General features: G+C 76.2%; 8 protein-coding genes. All 8 read right to left on the bottom strand.

The window, feature by feature from the left end:
* Positions 1 to 23 precede the first annotated feature (23 nt).
* On the bottom strand, positions 24 to 2,420 hold the full coding sequence (locus ACFWUY_RS09060; protein ID WP_384104105.1) for a hypothetical protein: 2,397 nt from the start codon (positions 2,418 to 2,420) through the stop codon (positions 24 to 26).
* A complete protein-coding gene (locus ACFWUY_RS09055) occupies positions 2,417 to 4,687 on the bottom strand; it encodes a hypothetical protein (RefSeq protein ID WP_384104102.1) in 2,271 nt (756 codons plus the stop codon). Before ACFWUY_RS09055 ends, ACFWUY_RS09060 begins: the two co-directional genes overlap by 4 nt.
* The gene (locus ACFWUY_RS09050; protein ID WP_384104099.1) at positions 4,684 to 7,266 is read right to left on the bottom strand and encodes a hypothetical protein; all 2,583 of its coding nucleotides are present in this window, start codon (positions 7,264 to 7,266) and stop codon (positions 4,684 to 4,686) included. The genes ACFWUY_RS09055 and ACFWUY_RS09050 overlap by 4 nt, the downstream gene beginning before the upstream one ends.
* A complete protein-coding gene (locus ACFWUY_RS09045) occupies positions 7,263 to 10,769 on the bottom strand; it encodes a tubulin-like doman-containing protein (protein WP_384104096.1) in 3,507 nt (1,168 codons plus the stop codon). Before ACFWUY_RS09045 ends, ACFWUY_RS09050 begins: the two co-directional genes overlap by 4 nt.
* A 143-nt stretch (positions 10,770 to 10,912) precedes the next feature.
* On the bottom strand, positions 10,913 to 13,303 hold the full coding sequence (locus ACFWUY_RS09040; protein WP_384104093.1) for a VWA domain-containing protein: 2,391 nt from the start codon (positions 13,301 to 13,303) through the stop codon (positions 10,913 to 10,915).
* 8 nt (positions 13,304 to 13,311) lie between these two features.
* Positions 13,312 to 13,932, bottom strand: coding sequence for a Pycsar system effector family protein (locus ACFWUY_RS09035; protein WP_384104088.1), 621 nt, complete (start codon positions 13,930 to 13,932; stop codon positions 13,312 to 13,314).
* Positions 13,929 to 15,512 carry a hypothetical protein gene (locus ACFWUY_RS09030; RefSeq protein ID WP_384104086.1) on the bottom strand — a complete coding sequence of 528 codons (1,584 nt, stop codon included), beginning with the start codon at positions 15,510 to 15,512 and terminating at the stop codon, positions 13,929 to 13,931. Before ACFWUY_RS09030 ends, ACFWUY_RS09035 begins: the two co-directional genes overlap by 4 nt.
* Positions 15,509 to 17,950 carry a hypothetical protein gene (locus ACFWUY_RS09025; RefSeq protein ID WP_384104081.1) on the bottom strand — a complete coding sequence of 814 codons (2,442 nt, stop codon included), beginning with the start codon at positions 17,948 to 17,950 and terminating at the stop codon, positions 15,509 to 15,511. The genes ACFWUY_RS09030 and ACFWUY_RS09025 overlap by 4 nt, the downstream gene beginning before the upstream one ends.
* Positions 17,951 to 18,234: the final 284 nt, after the last annotated feature.

Genomic DNA, 18,234 nt, shown 5'->3' with positions numbered 1-18,234 from the left:
CGCGGACGTCGGGGCGGTCTCGGTCAGGTGAGCCACCCCCATGCGGCGACCAGGACGATCGCGGCCACGAGGCCACCGATCAGCATCCCGGCGCGGCGCAGGAAACGGCGGGTGTAGCCGTTGCCGGGATCGTGCGGGTGGCCGGAGGACCCGGGCGCGGGCCCTCCGGGGCGGGGGGCCCTACGGGGCACGCCGTACGCCTCCTTGAGGAGGGTCAGCCAGACCGCGTCCGGCAGACCGGGACGCTCGCCGTCGACGATCAGCCAGAAGGTCTCACGGGCGGACGGAACCGGGCTCGTACGGAGCCGGGAGAGCAGCGCGGCGACCGTGCCGAGGGGGGCGTCACCGCGATCGAGGAGGGGGCTCACCGCCCAGCGGTGCAGCGCGGCGGCGTTGGCCGCGCGCTGCTCCTCCGGCGGGTCGGACGGATCGGCCGCGCCGCCCGGCGGCGCGACGGCCCAGAGGTCCTGGCCGAGGGCCACGTCGCAGAGCTCCCTGCGCAGCGGATGCCCCCAGGACGGCAACCGTCCGGCGGTCTCCCGCAGGAGGAGCGTGAGGACGACGTACGCCTGCGGGCGGCGCAGCGCGTCGAGCAGCTCACGGCTGCCGCCCCGCTCGACGAGGGCGCGGGCCTCCTCCACGGTGCGCGCCGCCGGCAGCTTGTGCACGAGCCCGGTCTCGACCTCCCGCTCCCGGCCGCGCGCCCGGGCCCAGGACCGGCCTTCGACCGCGCCGGGCCCGGTCCACACGGGCGCGACCAGGGGAAGTACGGGGCGGGGGTACGGGTCGGCCCCGGGCCGCCCCTCGGGGGCACGCGCCTCGGGGGCACGCGCCTCGGACCCGCCCGGCGGTACGTCGCCTTCCGGGGGCGTGGAACGGGCGCCGGGCTCCGGAGGGCGCTTCGACAGATCGGCCGGGTGGGAGGGATCCGCCGGGACGGGCGGGTACGGGTGGGCTTCCCGGGCAGGGCGGTCGCCGACGGCCGGACGGTCGAGGCCGGTCGGAGGGCGCGGGTCGGAGACGGCCGGACGGTCGGAGGCGGCCGAGGGGCGCGGGTCGGGGGCAGCCGAGGGGCGTGGGTCGGGGACGGGCGGGTGGTGGTCCTCGGGTGCGGTCCGGTTGCCCTCGGGTGCGGCCGGGAAGTGGGGGGCGGAGGCCGACGGACCGCGCTCCGGCGCCCCCGCCTCGCTCCCGTACGGCGCGGGCCGGAGGTCACGCGTGGCCGGCGGGCGGGTCCTGTCCCCCGGCAGCGGTTCCTGGCGGAACCACAGGTCCGGGCGTTCCGACGGGCCGGGGCCGGCGGTCCCCCGGAACTCGCCCGCCGGCGGCGGGACCTCGGCCGCCGGGCGTTCGGAGGAGGGCGCGTCCTCGGTGGCCCGGCCGCCCGAGGACCGGCCCCACCGCCGGCCCGTGGGCCTCCTGGCCGGCGTCTCCGCCCGGAGGGCGGGCTCTCCGGGCGGGGCCGGAGAGCCCGGGGCCTCCGGGTCCGGGGTCCCGAAGCCCCGGGAGGGAGCGCTCGGACCGCCGTCGCGGCTGTCGAGGGCGTCGAGCGCGCGCGTGGCCGTATCGAGGAGAGGGGCGCGGCGGGCGGCGGAGGCCGTGTGGAGGGCGCTGCCGACCGCGTACTCCGCGCCGTCGCCCTCCGCGACGCCCCGCAGGTGGTGGCGGACGAGCCGGGCCGCGATCTCCTCCGCCCGGTCACCGGTCCGCTCGAGCGGGTCGACGCGGCGGCGCTCGGTGTTGCGACTCGCCGCACCGGCCCAGCCGCCGACGAACACGTAACGGAGCGCGGGGAGTTCGGCGGTGTCGTGGGTGGCGAAGGTCCACCGGCGGTCGGTGAGCGTGCCGAACATGCTGTGCAGTCCCCAGAGGACGGAGCAGGCGGTGTCCCCCCGCTCGTCGAGGACGGTGAAGCGTTCGTCCGGATGGCGGAGCAACTCCGCGACCGCGCCGGTGAGTTCCTCGGCCGCGTACGCCAGGATCCGGTCGAGCTCCCCCTGCCCCCGGCCGGTCGCAGGGACGAGGACCTCCTCGGGGACGACGGGGAGCCGCCCGCGCGCCTCGGCGGCGTTCAGGTCCGCGCCCTGCCAGTTCCAGGCGTGCAGCCCGAGGCAGACGGCGGGTTCGAGGAGCGCGGGCGAGCCGACCAGGCCGTGACAGAGCACGGAGGTGCCGCCGCCGGCGTCCGTGAACGGGACGCGCCGGATCAGCATCACCTCGGCCCGCCGCTGGAGCCTGATCAGGGCGGGCCGGGTCTCCTCGCCGCTCGCGCGGAGCACGGGCCCCGAGGTCCTGAAGAGGTTCTCCGCCTCGTCACGGGGGCCCGACCAGGCCACAGGACCGAAGCCGGTGCTGCCGGAGAGGTTCTCGCTGTCCCACCGGAAGACGATCTGGTCGACCTCGTTCTCCGACCGTGTCATCGGACGATCCCCTCCGTAGGTCTCACGGGTTGCGCCCCGGGCAGCAGCCCGCACATGGCGAAGAGCGAAAGGAGTGGCGCGAGGACCCGGCGCGGCCGGGCCCCGTGCGGAAACCGGTCGCCGCGCGCCTGTCCGCCGGTCGCGGCGACGAAGTGCAGCGTGCAGTCGGCGCAGTCGTCGAAGGGCTTGAGCCAGGCGGCGCCGGCGTGCTGGGCCAGGAAGGCGTACGCGTCCCGGCTCTCGGCCGACGGGGCGACGGCGTCGTGGCGGCCGGGCAGGGCGCGGCCGAGCCAGCGGTCCACTACCGGTTCGAAACGCACCAGGTCGCTCTTGTTGACGGCGAGCGCGGCCGGCGCGGCGACGAGCCCGCCGCGCTGCCTGGGGATGCGGTTCAGGACGGTGGTGAAGGCCTCGTCGCCGAGCTCGCGCCGGTGCAGTCCGCTCTGCTTGCGCACCGGGTCGAGGGAGGGCAGCCGGAGCGCGCGCAGCGGGTCGAGGACGAAGACGAACGCGTCGACGCCCATGAGGAAGCGGCCGACCTCGCTGTCCTGGGCGAGGTCCTCGCCCGCGAGGTCGAAGAAGACGACGGGCCGGGGCGTCGCGCCGCCCGCCGAGACGAGCAGACCGTCGGCGAAGCGCGCGAAGGTCTGCTGTCCGGTACGGCCCAGCTGCCGTCCCTGTTGGAGACTCTGCACGCGTTCGCGCAGATAGGTGCGGTGCGCCTCGGGGTTGAGCGGCCGGCACTTCAGCCCGTACGGTTCCAGGCCGCCGAGCTCGACCTCGCCGAGCATGGCGGCGAGCAGGTGGGTCTTGCCGACGGAGGAGCTGCCGACGAGGGCGATGGAGAGCGGTTCCCCGTTCGTGAGGTACGGCACGGGCAGTTCGTGCCCCTCGTCGCCGTCCCGTGTGTGGGGGCAGAGGTGGTACGCCTTGCGCAGGGCGTCCGTGCGGTGGCCCGGCCGGCGTTCGGTGCTGAGGTCGAGCGGGATCCGGTTGCCCTTGGCGTCGATGGTGACGAGCAGCCGTTCGTCGTACTCGACGGGGAGCAGGCAGTGCGGGCACATCCGGCTCCGGGACGGCGGCGCCGGTACCGGTTCGGGCGCGGGCACGGCGGGGCGGCGCGCCTCGTCACCGCCGCCGAAGACCCGGCGGAACACGGAGGTACGCGGGGAGGTACGCGGGGAACGCTCGCCCTGGCCGTGGACCTCCGGGGTGTCCGCGTCCGGTCCCGCGCCCGGCGGGGCTCCCGTGGACAGCGCTCGTTTCCGCGCGACCTGGGTGTCGTACTCGGCGCGCCACCGGTCGAGCGGGTCCGCCGCGCCGACGCCGGTGGCGAGCGGGTCGGGCACGTCGAGGAGGCGCAGCAGCTCGGCCGGGTGCGGGCGTTCCCCCGCGTGCGGGGAGAAGAGACCGCTGTGCCCGAGGGCCGCCAGGCGCCGGTAGTCGGCCAGGTCCCCCGGCGGGCCCTCGCCCCGGTCCTGGCGGTCGGAGAGCAGCCAGTAGGCGAGTTCGGCGACGGACCACAGGTCGTCGCGCGGGTCGGCCGCGCCGCGCCCCGCGCGCTGTTCGGGCGAGGCCCAGGGGGCGGTGCCGAAGGGCTCGCGCTCCTCCCCGGCGCGCAGCGCCGCGTACGGTTCGCAGAGCCGTACGCGCGCACCGTCCCACCGTACGGTGTCGGGCGTGATCGCCCGGTGCACGAGGCCGAGTTCGCCCAGGAGGCGGACGGCCATGGCGAGTTGGCCGGTGATCGCCTCCGGGTCGTCGGTGCCGAGACGACCGGCCCAGGCGGAGAGCGGCCGCCCGCCTGGGGGCCGGTACAGCACGAAGGGCTCGGCGGCGGTCAGGTCGAAGCCGACGATCCGGGGCAGCACGGCGACGAACTGCGCGGTGCCGTACCGCCGTTCGAGGGCGACGGCGGCCGCCACCTCCCGCTCCAGGAGCCCGTACGCGTGGGGGTCGCGGTGCCCGGACGAGGTCAGCCGGTACTGGAGGACCGGCACCGCCCCCGTGCCCAGGACCGCCCGGCGCGCGAGGACCCCGGGGCGGCCGGGTGGCCTGTGGTCCTCCCCGTAGCGGACGGCGAAGCGGAGCTGCGCCTCCTGGGGGGTGAGGAACTCCAGCTCCTGGTAGTACGGGTGGGGCGGCGGACTCGGCTCGCTGAGGTGGTCGGGATGGTCGGGGCCGAGGGGGAGACGGGGGTCGGCGGGCGGGCGGCCCGGGTCGTCGTTCGGGTCGTTCGGGTGGATCGGGTGGATCGGGTCGGTCACGGTTCTCCCGCCTCCTCGGCGCGGACGGTGTGCACGACGTCCGCGCGCAGCGGTACGAGACGGAGGATTCCGGCGTGGCGTCCCGCACCGGTCCACACGACGTCCTCGGCGGTGCCCCGCCAGACGTCGTCCCCCGCCGCCCCGCGCCGCATCGCCTCGGGCACGAAGCGGACCTGCCGGGCGGCGAGCGGGTCGTGGGAGAGCAGCCGCAGGTGTTCGGGGCCGCAGAGCGCGACCGTGCGGCCGGGATCGTCGTCGGACAGGAGCAGCAGGGCCACCGCGTCGGGGGCGACCCCGGTGAGCCGGGCCGCGTCGGGCCGGTCGGAGCGGTCGGTGAAGGCGGCGAGTCCGGAGAGCGCGTCCGGGTCGCGGAGGCCCTCGTACCGGGGCGGCGGCGAGGCCGCCACGTCGCGCTCCAGGCGGAGGCGGGTCTCGTCAAGGAGCTCCGCGATCCGCTGCTCGTGGACGGCGGGCACGGTGGCTCCGGGGTCGCGCTCGATGCCCGCCCAGCACCGGTCGAGGATCAGGAGGGTGCCGGCGACCAGATCGCCGACGAGCGTGTCGACGAGCAGCGGTCCCCCGTCGCCGTACCGCCGCTCCAGCCACGCGGGCGCGGGGCCGGGCCCGTCGACGGACTCGGGGACCGGGACGGTGTCGCGGTCTCCTTCGTACGGGCCGGACGGGGACGGAGACGGGTACGGAGACGCGGACGACGACGGCGGTGCGGGGGGCGCCGTGGGTGCCGGTTCCTCGTCCATGTCCGACCAGACGTCCTCCTCCCCGCCGCCGTCCGTCCAGTCCTGCCAGTTCCAGGAGGCCGTGCCGCCCTCCCGGTCCGGCGGCGGCCCGTCCTCCGCCCGGGACGCCGTCTCCGGTGGCGCGGCCGACGGGCCGGACCGCCGCGGGTACGCCCGCCCGTGCGCGTCGGCCGTCTCCGCGAGGCCCCTGAGCAGCCGGGACACCGCCCCCGCTCCCGCCGAGCAGTGGTGGCGCACCTCGGCGAAGAGCCAGTCGTGCACGGCGGTCGTGACGACGAGCGTCTGCGTCTCCCGCAGGATCCGCCAGGCCTCCTCCGGGTCCGCCCGCGCCCACCAGTCGTCCACCGCCCGCGTCCAGTCGCGCAGCGCGAGCAGGACGACGGCGGTCAGGGACACGGTGAGCGCCGCCGCCGCCAGCCACGCCGGCGGGCCGAGGAACTGGCCCGCACCCGCCCCCACGAGACCGCCGAGCAGACCGCCGAAGAGCCGGGGCGCGGCGCCCGTGGCACCGCCGCCGTCGATCCGCCCGTCCGGGGAGCGGTTGGGCCTGCGCCGCAGCATCAGATGGGCGAGTCCGGCGGCGAGCACGCCGACGGCCGGTCCGAGGACCCAGCCGAGGACCGGCCAGATCCCGGCGAGCAGCGCCAGGACCCCGGTCACGGCGAGGGCCGCGGGGCGCGGACCCCCGGCCGTGAACGGGTACCGGCCGCCGAGCCGCCGCAGCCGCTCGGGTCCGCAGATGACGTCGAGCCGGGCGAGCCGGGCGGCGCTGCCGACGGGCGCGGTGCGCGCGGCGAGCGCGCCGAGCCGGGCCGCCACGGAGCGGAGCGGGAGTCCCTTGCCGATCAGGTCGTGGGTGTGGTCGCGCAGGGCCGGGACGATTCCCGCCCGCGATATCTCCCGCGGCATCTCCGGCAGTTCGATGCCCCGGTCGCGGAGCACGCCCCGGTGCTCGGCGGTGAGCCGGCTGCCGCCCGCGGCGCCGAACGCGTCCGCGACGGCGGTACGGAACCGGGCCAGTTCCTCCGTCACCCGCTCGATGTCCCCCGGCAGGTCGGCGGTGCGGCCCGCCCCGGTGAGGAGCCCCGCCGCGCCCCGCACCCGGTGGTAGCCGTCGACGGCGGCGCCGACGGCCTCCTCGCAGGCGGCGAGCCCGGCCCCCGCCCTGCCCTGCGGCGGGAGCCAGCGGTGTCCGGAGAGGGAACGCGGGACGCCCTCGTCGAGGAGCAGCGCGAGGGCGCCCGGCACCTGCTCGGCCGCGGTGGCGACGGCCGGGACGTCCGGGCCGGTAAGACCCTCCATCGCCTGCCGCCAGGCGCGGGCCCTCGCCTCGTCGGTGAGGTCGTGTTCGAGGACGCGCACGGCGGGCACGGCGACGCCGTGCACCACCTCGCCGAGCGCGTGGAGGACGGCGTCGAAGACCTCGGGAGTGGACAGGACGTCGACGAGCGGACGCAGTACGGCCTCGGCCGGGACGCCGTCCTCCACCGTGTCGAACAGCCACAGGACGCCCGCGGCGGGCGGGCGGAGGGCGAGGGTGCGGCGCAGGTTCCGCTCGCCCCGGGCGCCGACGGCCAGACAGACGACGTGGGCGGGCCCGTAGGAGGAGAGGCGTTCGTAGAGCAGTTGGTGGGCGACGAGCCGGTCGGCCTCGTCGAGGACGAGGAAGCGGCGCTCGCCGCCGGGCTGCGGGGCGTCCAGGGCCGCGCGGACGACGGCGTCGGGGTCGTACGGCCCGGCGCCGTCCGTACGGAGGGTACGGAGGTCGAGGCAGACGGCGTGGCCGGGCAGCGGCCGTTCGGGAAGGACACGCGCGTTCACTCCTCCTCCCCGGGACCGAAGTCCGCCTCGAACTCCGGCCCGAAGTCCGGCTCGGGTTCCAGCTCCCAGTCGCCTTCGTACGCGGACGGCTGGGGTGGCTTCGCCGCGGGCGCGAGGGTGGGCGTCTCGCCGTAGGCGGTACGGGGATCGGGCCAGGCCCCTGCACCACCGCCGGTGCCGTTCCCGGACGGCGGGCTCTGCGTGGTGCCGTACCCGGTGCCGTACGCGGGCGGCGGGCTCTGCGCGGGTCCGTGCCCGTGCCCGTACGCGGGCGGCGGGCTCTGCGGCGGCCCGTACCCCTCCTGCACCGGCACCGGCCCCTGACCGGATGCCTGCGGGCCGGGTGCCGGGACCCGCCCCTGTCCTGCGCGCGGTCCGTGGCGTTCGTAGAGGGCGCGCAGGGTGGACCTCGTCGCGCGGGCCGCCCGGGGGAAGCGCATGTCGAGGGCGCCCGGGTAGGTGACCTCCCAGAAGTGGCGCAGCGGGGCGAGCCATTCGGTGTCCGCCTCGCCGTACTCCCCGTATTCGGCGACGAGTCCGTCGATCAGGGCGAGCTGGCGCGGGGCGACCTGCTCCACGAAGTGGGTGAAGAGCGGCGAAGGGGCCGCCGGCACCTGGGCGAGGCCCTTGGGCAGGGCCTGCATGAGGCGTTCGCAGAACTGCTCGATGATCTGTCCCTCGTCGAGCAGCGCCCAGCGTTCGTACGCGCGCAGCAGCCCCGCCCAGCTGGAGAGCGAGCCGTCGAAGCCTTCCAGGCGCAGCGACATGGTCGCGGACTCGCCGTCCTGGAGGCGGATGCGGACGACGCGCGGCGACCCGGCCGGGCCCTCGGCGTCGACGTGTCCGTTCCACATCGCGCAGAGCAGCCGGTGCAGGATGCGCTGCCGGTCGTGTTCGGTGGAGACCAGCCAGTCGTCCTGGTAGCCGAGCCGCTGGCGCCAGTGCAGGAAGTCGTCCTCGCCGGCCGCGTCGCGTGCCTCGGCCCAGAGGCCGAGGACGCCGCGGACCTCGGAGATGTCGGTGAGGTTCATGCCGCTGCGGAAGAAGACGACGGTGATGGAGTCGGTGTCGCCGGCCCGGCTCTCCGGGGTGACCCGGGAGGGCAGGTTGAGTTCCTGTTCCAGGTAGTCGCGGGCGCGGCCGTCGGACTCGCTCGCCGGGTGCACGATGAGGATCTTGAGCGGGCCGCTGCCGTCGGGGACGAAGCCCACCGGGATGAGTCCGGCGAGGCGGGCCCTGAACTGGTCGAGCCAGCGCGGGTCGACCTTCGCCTCGGCGGTCTCGTCGCCGGAGGCGGCGCGCAGGAGCAGCTCCATGGAGGGCAGCAGGGGGCGGGCGAAGGCGTCCTCGTTGGCCTCGCCGAAGAGCCGCTTGACCCGCCGTTCCACGACCTGCTTGATCTCCTTCACCGCCGCGCCGGAGGAGCGGCGTACCGCGTCGAGGGCCCGCCGCCAGTCGTCGGGGCCGACGAGCCGGCCGAGGAGGCTCGCGGCGTCGGCGGACTCGGGCAGGCCCAGGCTCTGGGCGAGCCGGTCGACGACGTCGTCGTAGAAGGCGCGCAGGGTGTTCTGCGGGGGCAGCAGATAGGCGATGCCGGCCCGGTCGTCGCGGTAGAGGTCGCGGCGGCGGTCGGCGAAGGCCTTCGCCTCGTCGTGCTCGTGGGCGCGGAGCGCCTTGGCGAGTTCGGCGACCTCGACGGAGACGCGGTTCAGGGACGGCCGCCACTGCGCTTCGCCGGCCTGCCAGCCGCGGTGCCAGAGGGTCCGGGCCCGCCACTGGTACCAGGCCTCCTGGGCGGCGAGGGCGTCCTGGACGTCGGGGTCGCTCCAGCGGGCGGGCACGATGCCGCCGACGCTGCCGCTGACCGGGGGGATGGGCGGGGCGGAGGCCTGGACGTTCGGAGGGCGCTCGGGTTCGTTGCGGCGGTTGTCGAGCATGCCGGTGAAGCCTTCCCTGGCCACCCGGTCGGGGTGGCCGGGCAGTCCCCCGAGGACGACCTCGACCTGGAACGGGTCCATGTGGCCGAGGAGTTCGCGGATGCCGGCGCCCGGCCTGAAGTCCTCGGTGAGCCGCGGGATCTCCCGGGCGAGGCCGCTGTCGAGGCGGCGCAGTGCCTCCTCCATGTCCCCGAGCCGGTTCCGCAGCTCCTGGGTGATCTTCCCCTTGCCCCGGGGGAGTTGCTCGGGCGCGGGCACGTCGGGCGCCTCCCGGGTCCAGAGCCGGCCGATGCCGGAGCGGGTGAACAGCTCCCTGACCTGGTTCTGCCCCTCCCGGTCGGGCCGCCGGGCGCGCTCGGACATGCCGCGTACGGCCTGGGCGAGGAGGCGGGCGGCGACGATCTCGGCGAGGTCGTCGACGGGCACGGTGAGGGAGGCGGCGAGGCTGGTGGACATGCCCCGGTAGCCGATGCCCGTACGGGCCGGGGTGGAGCGCTCCACGCTCTTGTTGATGAAGCTGGCGGCGAAGGACTGGTAGTCCTCCTCGACGCGGGTCGCCGAGCCGTTGTCCTCTCCGAGGTCGGTGCCGATCAGCGACATCACCATGGCGGCGATGGAGCGGCGCAGGTCGTCGCTGCCGATCACGGAGGGCTTGGAGAAGAGGAACGCGGTCTGCATGGTGGCGGGGCGCAGCGCGACGACGCCGTCGCCGGGGTACGTGACGCTGAGCCGGCCGCGGTCCTCGACGTCGCCGACCTGGTCGAGGGCGTCGGGCACGTTCTGGTCGTCGACGAGCCGCGAGAGGTCCACGAGGGCGCGGGCCGAGTTGAGCTCGGCCTCGCGCCCGCCGCCGGCCTCGGGCGGGAACGCGGAGGGCATGACGACGAGCGGGTAGATCTTCACCCCGGGCACCCGGGCATTGCGGAACTCGTGCCCGATGAGATGGATGAAGTCGTAGAAGATGCCGGCCCCGGTGCCGCCCGCGACGGAGAAGGCGACGAACACGTCGCAGCCCCGGATGCGGCCGCCGCCGACCCGCCGGAGGTCGCCCGCGGACTGCCCGATGGCCCCGATCGCCTCGCGGAGCTGGCGCAGGACGGGTTCGAGCCCGGAGCGCAGGGTCGCGAAGAGCGCGGCACGGCCGACGGTCGGAAGCTGTCCCGCACCGTTGTTGAGGGGCGCGACGCGGGGCTGCCGGGCCTGGGGCGGCAGCCAGAGCCGGGTCTCCTCGGGGACGGAGACGCGCAGCATGCGGGTCACCTCGGGCGAGGAGTCGAAGTCGGTGGGCAGCAGGTCGCGGACCATCCGGGAAGTACGGGCGAAGGCGGCGCCCTCGGCTCCCTTCGCCCGGAACTGCGGCTGGCTCAGCAGCTCGCCCTCGCTGAAGTCGGCGTAGACGAACTGGAGGCAGTCGGGCAGCTGGAAGGGGAGGCGGCGGCCGCCGTCGACCAGGTCGGTGCCGTCGGGGCCGCACAGCTCCCGGCGCAGGCTGCGTTCGAGTTCGCTGCCGATGCGTCCGCCGGTGCCGCCGAGTCCGACGAAGAGCATGGGCTGGTAGATCTTCATGTCGTTCTCCTCGGTGACCCGTTCATGGGTGGCGCGTTCCTCGAGGGCGCGTTCGGAGGTGGCGTGTTCCTCGGTGGCCCGTCCATCGGTGGCCCGTCCATCGGTGGCCCGTTCATCGGCGACCCGTTCAGAAGTTGCCCCGTTCAGAAGTTGACGTCGTAGTCGCTCGCGCCGGGGGAGGCGTCCGGGCCCGTGTCGGCGGCGGGGCGGCCGTCCGGCGCCCCCGCTCCCCCGCTCCTGCCGCCGCCCGCCGGCCGGCGGGACCACGGGGTGGCGCGGGCGCCGCCCGGTGCCGGCCTGCCGCCCCGTACGACGAGTTCGTGGTCGCCGAGTCCGGTCGGCTCGCCGGTCCTGACGGGGATCTGCGCGCCGCCCCGGGGGCGCAGCAGCAGCTCGCCCGCGCCGGTGCGGCGCAGGACGTGGGCGGTGGACGAGCCGCCGGGGATCCGGCGGAGGGCGGGCGGCGCCCCGTACGGTTCGTCGACGGCGAAGGCGTACGCGCCGCCGGGGCTCTGGCCGCGGCGGACGGTCAGCGAGTCGACCGGCCGCCCGTCCTGGCACAGTTCGAGCGTGACGCTGGTGAGGTCGCGGCGGCGGCGGCGGGCCGCGAGCCGGATGCCCACGAACGCGCCGAGGACGAGAAGGGCCGCCGCCCCGCCCGCCACGACCTTCCACCAGCGTTCCCACCAGGTCGGCGGCGCCACCACCCGGACGTCGAGGAAGGCGCCGCGCAGGACGCGGTCGCCGTCGCCGGTGTCGACCACCGTGATCCGGCCGCCGAGTTCGCCGAGGGGCGTGCCGTCGCCGACGGTGACGGTGAAGGGGACCCGGGCGCTGCGGTTCGGCCGGGCCGTGACGGTCGCCGGGGTGACGGCGAGCTCCGCGCCGGGGGTCTGGTCACCGAGGGCGAACCGCAGGGTGCGCGGCGCGGAGTCGTTGTTGGTGACGTCGAGGGTGCCGTGGACGGTGCCGCCGGGGTGCACGGTGGCCCCGTCGACGACGAGGGCGGCGGTGACGAGCGGGGCGTCCCCTGCGACGACCGCGTGCAGCGGGCGCCGGTCGGAGGTGATCCCGGGCGCCTCCATCCGGGTGACGAGCTCCAGGTCGCCGGTGGCCCCGGCGGGGACGGTGAGGGTGCCGGTGAACCGTACGTCGCCGGCCTTGGCGTCGGGGGCCTTCCCGTCGTCGGCGAGCCGGAAGGCGACGGGCCGGAAGCCCTCGCCGCTGAGGTCGGCGGCGACCGAGAGGCCGGCCAGCTGCTTCGGATCGGTGACGACGACTCCGCGCCGGGTCTGCATCCGCACCTCGACCCTCACCTGCTCCCCCGCGCGCGGGGACGCCGGGTCGAGGACGACGGTGGAGCGGAGCCGGCCCTGCCAGATCGCCCGGACGGCGACCTCGCGGTCGCGGTGGCCCTCCGGCGCCTCGACGTGGACGCGCCAGCGGCCGGGCAGCGGGTTCTTCACGCGCAGCGCCTCGACCGGGCCGTTCTGTCCGCTCACCTCGAAGCCGGAACCGTCGAACTCGCCCCGTACGGGCACCTTGCGGCCCGCCGGGTCGAAGTACGTGACCCTCACCTTCGGGTCGTGCTTGGCGACCGTGAGGGAGCCGTCGGTGGCGATGGGCGGGATGACGACGGTCAGGTCGGCGGGCGGCTTGCCGACGGTGCCGTGCTCGATCCGGGCGCAGCGGGCGGCGGCGAAGGTCTCCTGGAGGGCCTTGTCGATCTCGGCGGAGGTGTCGACGACCCGCATGCGCGGCACGGATCCCGGGACCTCGGAGCAGCCGCCCAGGTAGCCGCCGCCGGCCATGACGGCGAGGGCGGCGCGGTCGATCTCGCCGCCGAAGCCGAGGGGCCAGATCTGCACGCGGGCGGCCCGGGCACGGGCGAGTTCCTCGGTGAGCCGGCGTGCTCCGTTGGCCTGGCGGCTTTCCCGGTCGGAGCCGTACTCGGGGCTGTCGGCGACGTCGAGCCTGCCGTCGGTGAGCAGGAAGACGACCTTGGGGGCGCCGCCTTTTCGGCCGCCCTCCGTGAGGCGGGTGACGGCCTGCCGGATCGCCGCCGGGAAGTCGGTGCCGGGACCGGTCCGCGCGGGGTCGCGGCGGCCGAGTTCCTGGACGCAGTCGCTGAGCCGTTCACGGCCGGCCGCGTCGGCGACGGTGAGCGGGCAGACCTCGCGCACGGGCGACTGGCCGGGCTTCTCCGAGCTGCCGAAGCCGATGACGGTGGCCCGGGAACGCTCGGATATCTCACCCTGACCGATCAGCGCCGCCGCCTCGGTCTCGCGCGCGAGGTCCTTGTCGGCGAGGCTCGCCGACTGGTCGACGACGACGGCGAAGTCGATCGGGTCGGGCCCTTCGGCGGGGGCTGCGGGGGCCTCGGCCGCGGCGGCCTCGCCGACGGGGGTCCGGTAGGCGGCGGCCTTGTCGGCGGGCCGGGGCGCGCCCGAGGCGGTGGTCGCCGCGAACGGGCCGGACAGCGCCAGGAGCACCCCGGCGAGGAGCAGGGCGCCCCCCTTGTCGGTCCACTGCATGTTCTCTCTCACCACAGTTCGCTGAAGAGGGCCAGGAGGGCGCCGAGCACGAGCGCGCACACGCCCAGGCGCAGCCACCGGTACTTCGCCGCGAGCACGAGCCCGTGCACGCTGGCCTGTTCGAGGAGCCAGCCGGTGGCGTCCGCGCCGGACGCGGTGAGCCGCTCGCGCAGCGCGGGCTCGGACGGCCCGGCCGTCAGCTCGCGCAGCAGCGTGCGGTCGGCCCCGATCCGGGTGCGGGGCAGCACCACCGAGACGAGCATCAGGACGCCCGCCGTCCACAGCGCGCCCGAGAGCAGCAGGAACGCGAGCCCGGCGCCGGCGGTGGGCAGCGGGCCCCGGTCCGCCGAGAACACGACGGCGAGGAAGGCGAGGGCGCCGGAGAGCAGGATCGCGGCCTTGGTGTCGGCACGGCCGATGTCCTCCCGGACGGTCGTAAGCAGCCGCTCGGCCATGAACCGGAGCTCTTCGGGCGGGACGGCGGGGGGCGTGGGCGACGGGTTCGGTACGGGGAGCCCGGACGCGGGCGCGGGTGCGGCCGCGGGGTTCGTCACGGGCTCCGGTGCGGGCGCGGGCGTGGGCACGGCGTTCGTCACGGGGTCCCGCGTCGGGTCCGGGGTGGTGCTCACGCGTCGTCCCAGTCGTCGAACTCGGAACTGGGCCGGACCGGGCGGGCGGACCGCCGGGGACGCTCGCGCCGCTCGCTGTCGTACGGGTCGTCGCGGTCGTACCGGTCGTTCCGCTCGTACGCGTCGCGCCGCTCGTACGGGTCCTCCTCCTCGTACCGGTCGTGGCCGTCGTCGTGGCGGTCCCCCGGCCGGCCCCGGTCGCGGGAGTCGCCCTCGTGGTCCCGTTCGCGCGCCCTCCCCCTCCCCCGCTCCCGTTCGCGCTCGAAGCCGGACTCGACCCGGGTCGGCTCGTAGACCCGGGGGTCGCGCGGGGCGTCCCCGTGCTCCTCGTCCCAGTCCGGGCGGTTCGGCTCCGGCAGCGCGTCCTCCAGGGCGAGGCGGCGCGGCGGGGTTCCGCCCGAGGGGTTGAGGACCCGGTCGGTGATGCCGCCGAGGACCGTGCCGGTCTGGGTCCGCAGGTACATGAGGACCTGGTACATCTGCTCGCCGATGTCGTGCCGTTCCAGGACCCCGGTGTCCAGGAGCCGGTTGAAGACGGCCAGGTAGTCCTCCTGGCCCTCGCGCCGCTCCCGCTGGAGCTGGGTGCGGATCTCCCACTGCTTGTCGGGGTGCATCGCCATGTGGTGGGCGATCTGGGCCAGGTCGCCGCGCCGGAAGAGGGCCTCCATCTCGCGGGCCCGGTCGGCGACCAGGACCCGCTCGGCGGCCTCCCTGCGCCGCTCCGCCTCGGCGACGCGCTCGTCGGCCTCCATGGTGACGCCGACCCTGTCGCGCCGTGAGACCTCGGCCTTGACGGAGTCGTCGAGGTCGATGAAGACGAGGACGCGGGTCCGCAGCCCGATGTCCCGGCCGAAGCTGAGGCGTCCGGCGCTCAGTTCCTCCCGTACGGCCTCGTCGGCGCGTTGCGCCTCGGTGATCCGGAACCTCCTGGAGAGCCTGCGCAGTCCGTCGAGGAGTTCGTCGTGGAGCAGCTCGGCGACGTCCTCGACCTGTTCCCGTACGACGAGGTACGGGTCGGTCACGACCCACTGGACCTTGGCGACGGCCTCGAAGAAGACGCCGTCCCCGGCGGCCGGCAGCTGGAGCCTGAACTCGGTGACGTTACGGCCGAGCTGGACCTCGAAGACGGTGTAGGGCTGGCGGAGCAGCGGCTTGTTCACGTCCTCCTTGCGGTCCGGCCAGATGACCCGGTGGCCGCCGTTGCGGTAGAGGAGCACGGCGGCGACCCGGCCGCTCCGGCGACGGTACGGGGGCGCGTACTCGCCGATCAGCGGTCCGCGCGGACGCCCGCCGGACCCGCCGGCCTCCCCGCCCCACGGCCGCTGCCCCCGTTCCTGCCCCTGTGCCCGTACCCGCGCCCGTTCCCGGTCCTGCTCTCCGCCCTGGTCCTGCCACGGGTCCGGGTCCGTGTCCAGGTCCTCGTCGGGGCCACCGGGCGGCCGGCCGCCGTCGCGCCCGTCGTACCGCTGCCGTTCCCGGCCGTCCCGTTCCCTGCCGTCCCGAACCCGCTCGTCCCGTGCCCGGCCGTCGCGCGCCCGCTCGTCCGGCCGTGCGTTCCTGTGCTGCTCGGGTCCGGTCATCGGTTCGCTCCTTCCGTCACGGCGTCCCACATCCGGCGCGCCGCGGCTCTGTCCAGGGGCCGGTCGCGGTCCCGGACCAGTTCGTTCAGCAGGGTCCTGAGCCGGTCCCGGTCCCGGCGGTCCACCGCGAGACGCGGCAGGAAGGCGCGGACGTGCCCGAGGGACTCCGGATCCTTCGCGGCCCGCCTGAGCAGACCGCCGAACGCCTCGAGGGCCGCTTCCCCCGAGCGGGCCGTGGTGAGGGTGTGCCGCAGCAGCGCCGCCAGCTCCGGTGCGAGTTCGGGCCGGGTCGCGAGCAGGGCGACGAGGAGCGGCCGGGCCGCCTGTCCGTCGAGTTCGGGGACCTCCCGCAGGCCCCAGAGGTGGGTGGTCCGGGTGTTCAGGGCGCGGATGACGGTGAGGTGGACCAGATTGGCCAGGTTCAGCCGGCCGTCCTCCAGCCAGTCCCTGAGCCGCCGCAGCACGGGTGCGGGCTCACCGGAGGCGAGCAGCCGCGCCACGCTGAAGGAGGCGGGCACGAGGACGTCGACGTCGGTCGCCTCACGGGTCCTGACGACCCGGGCCAGGGCGTCGAGCGAACCGGGGACGCCGCCTGCCGCGAGGACGTAGCCGTGGGCGAGCAGCGCGGTCCTGACGAGCGTGTCGTCGTCGGACGCCGCCCAGTCCTTGAGCACGGCGGCGACGGCGGGCCGGATGCGCGGGTCGCGCGCGGACTCCGCGAGCGCGGTCGCGGCGGCCATGCGGGCGACCGGCTCGTCGGTCACGGCGAGCGGTACCACCAGCTCGCGGAAGCCGTGGATCCAGTCCCAGGAGCAGAGCACGCCCGCCGCGACGGAGGCCCGCACCCACACCTCGGGGCGCGGGTCGTCGCAGAGAGCGCGCAGCCAGCGGGCCACCGGGCCGCGGACGTTGTGGTAGCCGTGCCAGACCTCGCCGAGGACGGCCCCGGCGAGGGCCTCGCCCTGGAAGCGGACGGCGCGCACCGGCACCTTGGCCGGGCCGAGGTCCAGCTCGCCGTCCTCCAGGACGGCACGGGCCCGCACCGGCCGGTGCTCGGCGTGCGTCCCGAACAGGCGTCGGCCCGGGTCGTGTTCGGGGTCGAGGGTGACCGCGAGTTCCCAGCCGAGGAGTTCGGCGGCCTCGGCGGCGAGGCTGTACGCCGAGCCGTCGAAGACGGCGACGGCGATACGGAACGCCACGGCGTTCAGGGCCGGCAGAGCCTCGGGGAGCGCGCCCGGCCGGTCGGCGCCCGCGAACCACTCGCGGGCCTGGGAGCGTACGAAGGAGGCGCAGTCGGCGAGGAGTTGTTCGTCGGTGGCCTCGCCGCGCCAGTGCCGGGCGAGGTGGTCGGCGAGCCGGGCGGCCTCGCGCGGGCGCAGCTCCTCGAGGCCCAGGGCGTCGATGACGTCCTGCCGCGCGGCGCGCTCCCGCGCGGCCCCGAGGGCCTCGTCGGACTCGGCGCGCAGCCGGTGCCAGAGGTGGCGCTGCAGGACCTCGTCGGCCGGCGGCGGCGCGCAGTACATCCCGTACCGTCCGCGCAGCAGCCGGTCGGCGAGCTCCCCGTTCTCGACGAGGACGACGCCGTACGCGTCCCGGCCGCGCAGCAGGTCGGCGAAGCGGTCCAGGTGCAGTTCGGAGAGGCGGGCGGCGGGGCGGCGGGTGACGGTGGTGTGCTCGCCCCGCCCGGAGCGGGAGGGGCGCGGTTCGCTCTCGGTGGGCATGTCGTCGGTGAGCAGTTCCAGGAGGTGGCCGCCGCTCTCCTGGAGGACGTCCTCGGTGATCTCGTCGACGCCGTGGCGCGGGTCGAGGCGGAAGACCTTGCCGCCGGTCAGCTCGTCGAGCAGGGCGAGGGCGGTGGTCTTGCGGCCGCTGCCGGGTTCGCCGCACAGGACGAGGACCCGGTGGTCGCGGAGCCGGTCCCGCATCCGCCGGTAGCCGGCGGTGGCGCAGTACACCCGGCCGAGGTGGTCGAGCGTCTCGGGCGGGACGGGGCCCTGCACGAAGTGAGCGGAGCGGTCGGAGCCGTACAGGGCGAAGATCTGGTTGCCCTCGAAGACCGTGCCATCGCCGTGGATGGTGGTGAGGCGGTCGGCGCCGCCGCCTGCCCAGGTGCGGACGGCCCGGCGCGCGGTGGCGGCGCCGCCGGTGTCGCTCTCGCCGCCGAGGGGTCCCCGGTCGGCGGCCGCGAAGACGCTCGGTTCGCGGGGCTGGTCGCCGGTGCCGTCGGCCCGGTCGGTCCCACCGGCCCGGTCGCCGTCCCGGTCCGCGCGCCGGCCTCCACGGTCCGAGCCTCGATCCGAGCCACGGTCCGCACCCCGGTCGGAGCCCCGGCCGGAGCCCCGGTCGCTTCCGCGGTCCGGCGCGTCCCCCCGGTCACCGCGCCCCGGTCCGGCGTCCCGTGCGTCGTCCTGCGGCGCGGACGCGTCCTCGTCGCTCACTCCGCCTCACCCGCCCCCGCCCCCGCCGCGGCCCCGGACGCGGCTCCCGGACCCGCGCCGGTGCCTCCGCCTTTCCTTATGCCGGTGAAGCCGCCATGGATGGTGTTGCCGTGGACGTCGAGGAGGTCACCCCCGACGTGGTACGTACGGTTCCCTCCCCCGGTCCGGGGGGGGGGGGGGGGGCCCCCCCCCCCCCCCCCCCCCCCCCCGCCCCCCCCCCCCCCCCCCGCCCCCCCCCCCCCCCCCCCCCCCCCCCCCCCCCCCCCCCCCCCGCCCCCCGCGGG

Origin of the sequence: Streptomyces sp. NPDC058664, from assembly GCF_042716635.1 — a bacterium.
Classification (GTDB): domain Bacteria; phylum Actinomycetota; class Actinomycetes; order Streptomycetales; family Streptomycetaceae; genus Streptomyces.
The sequence above is the reverse complement of the archived record's forward strand: the minus strand, read 5'-3'. Positions and strand labels throughout refer to the sequence as shown.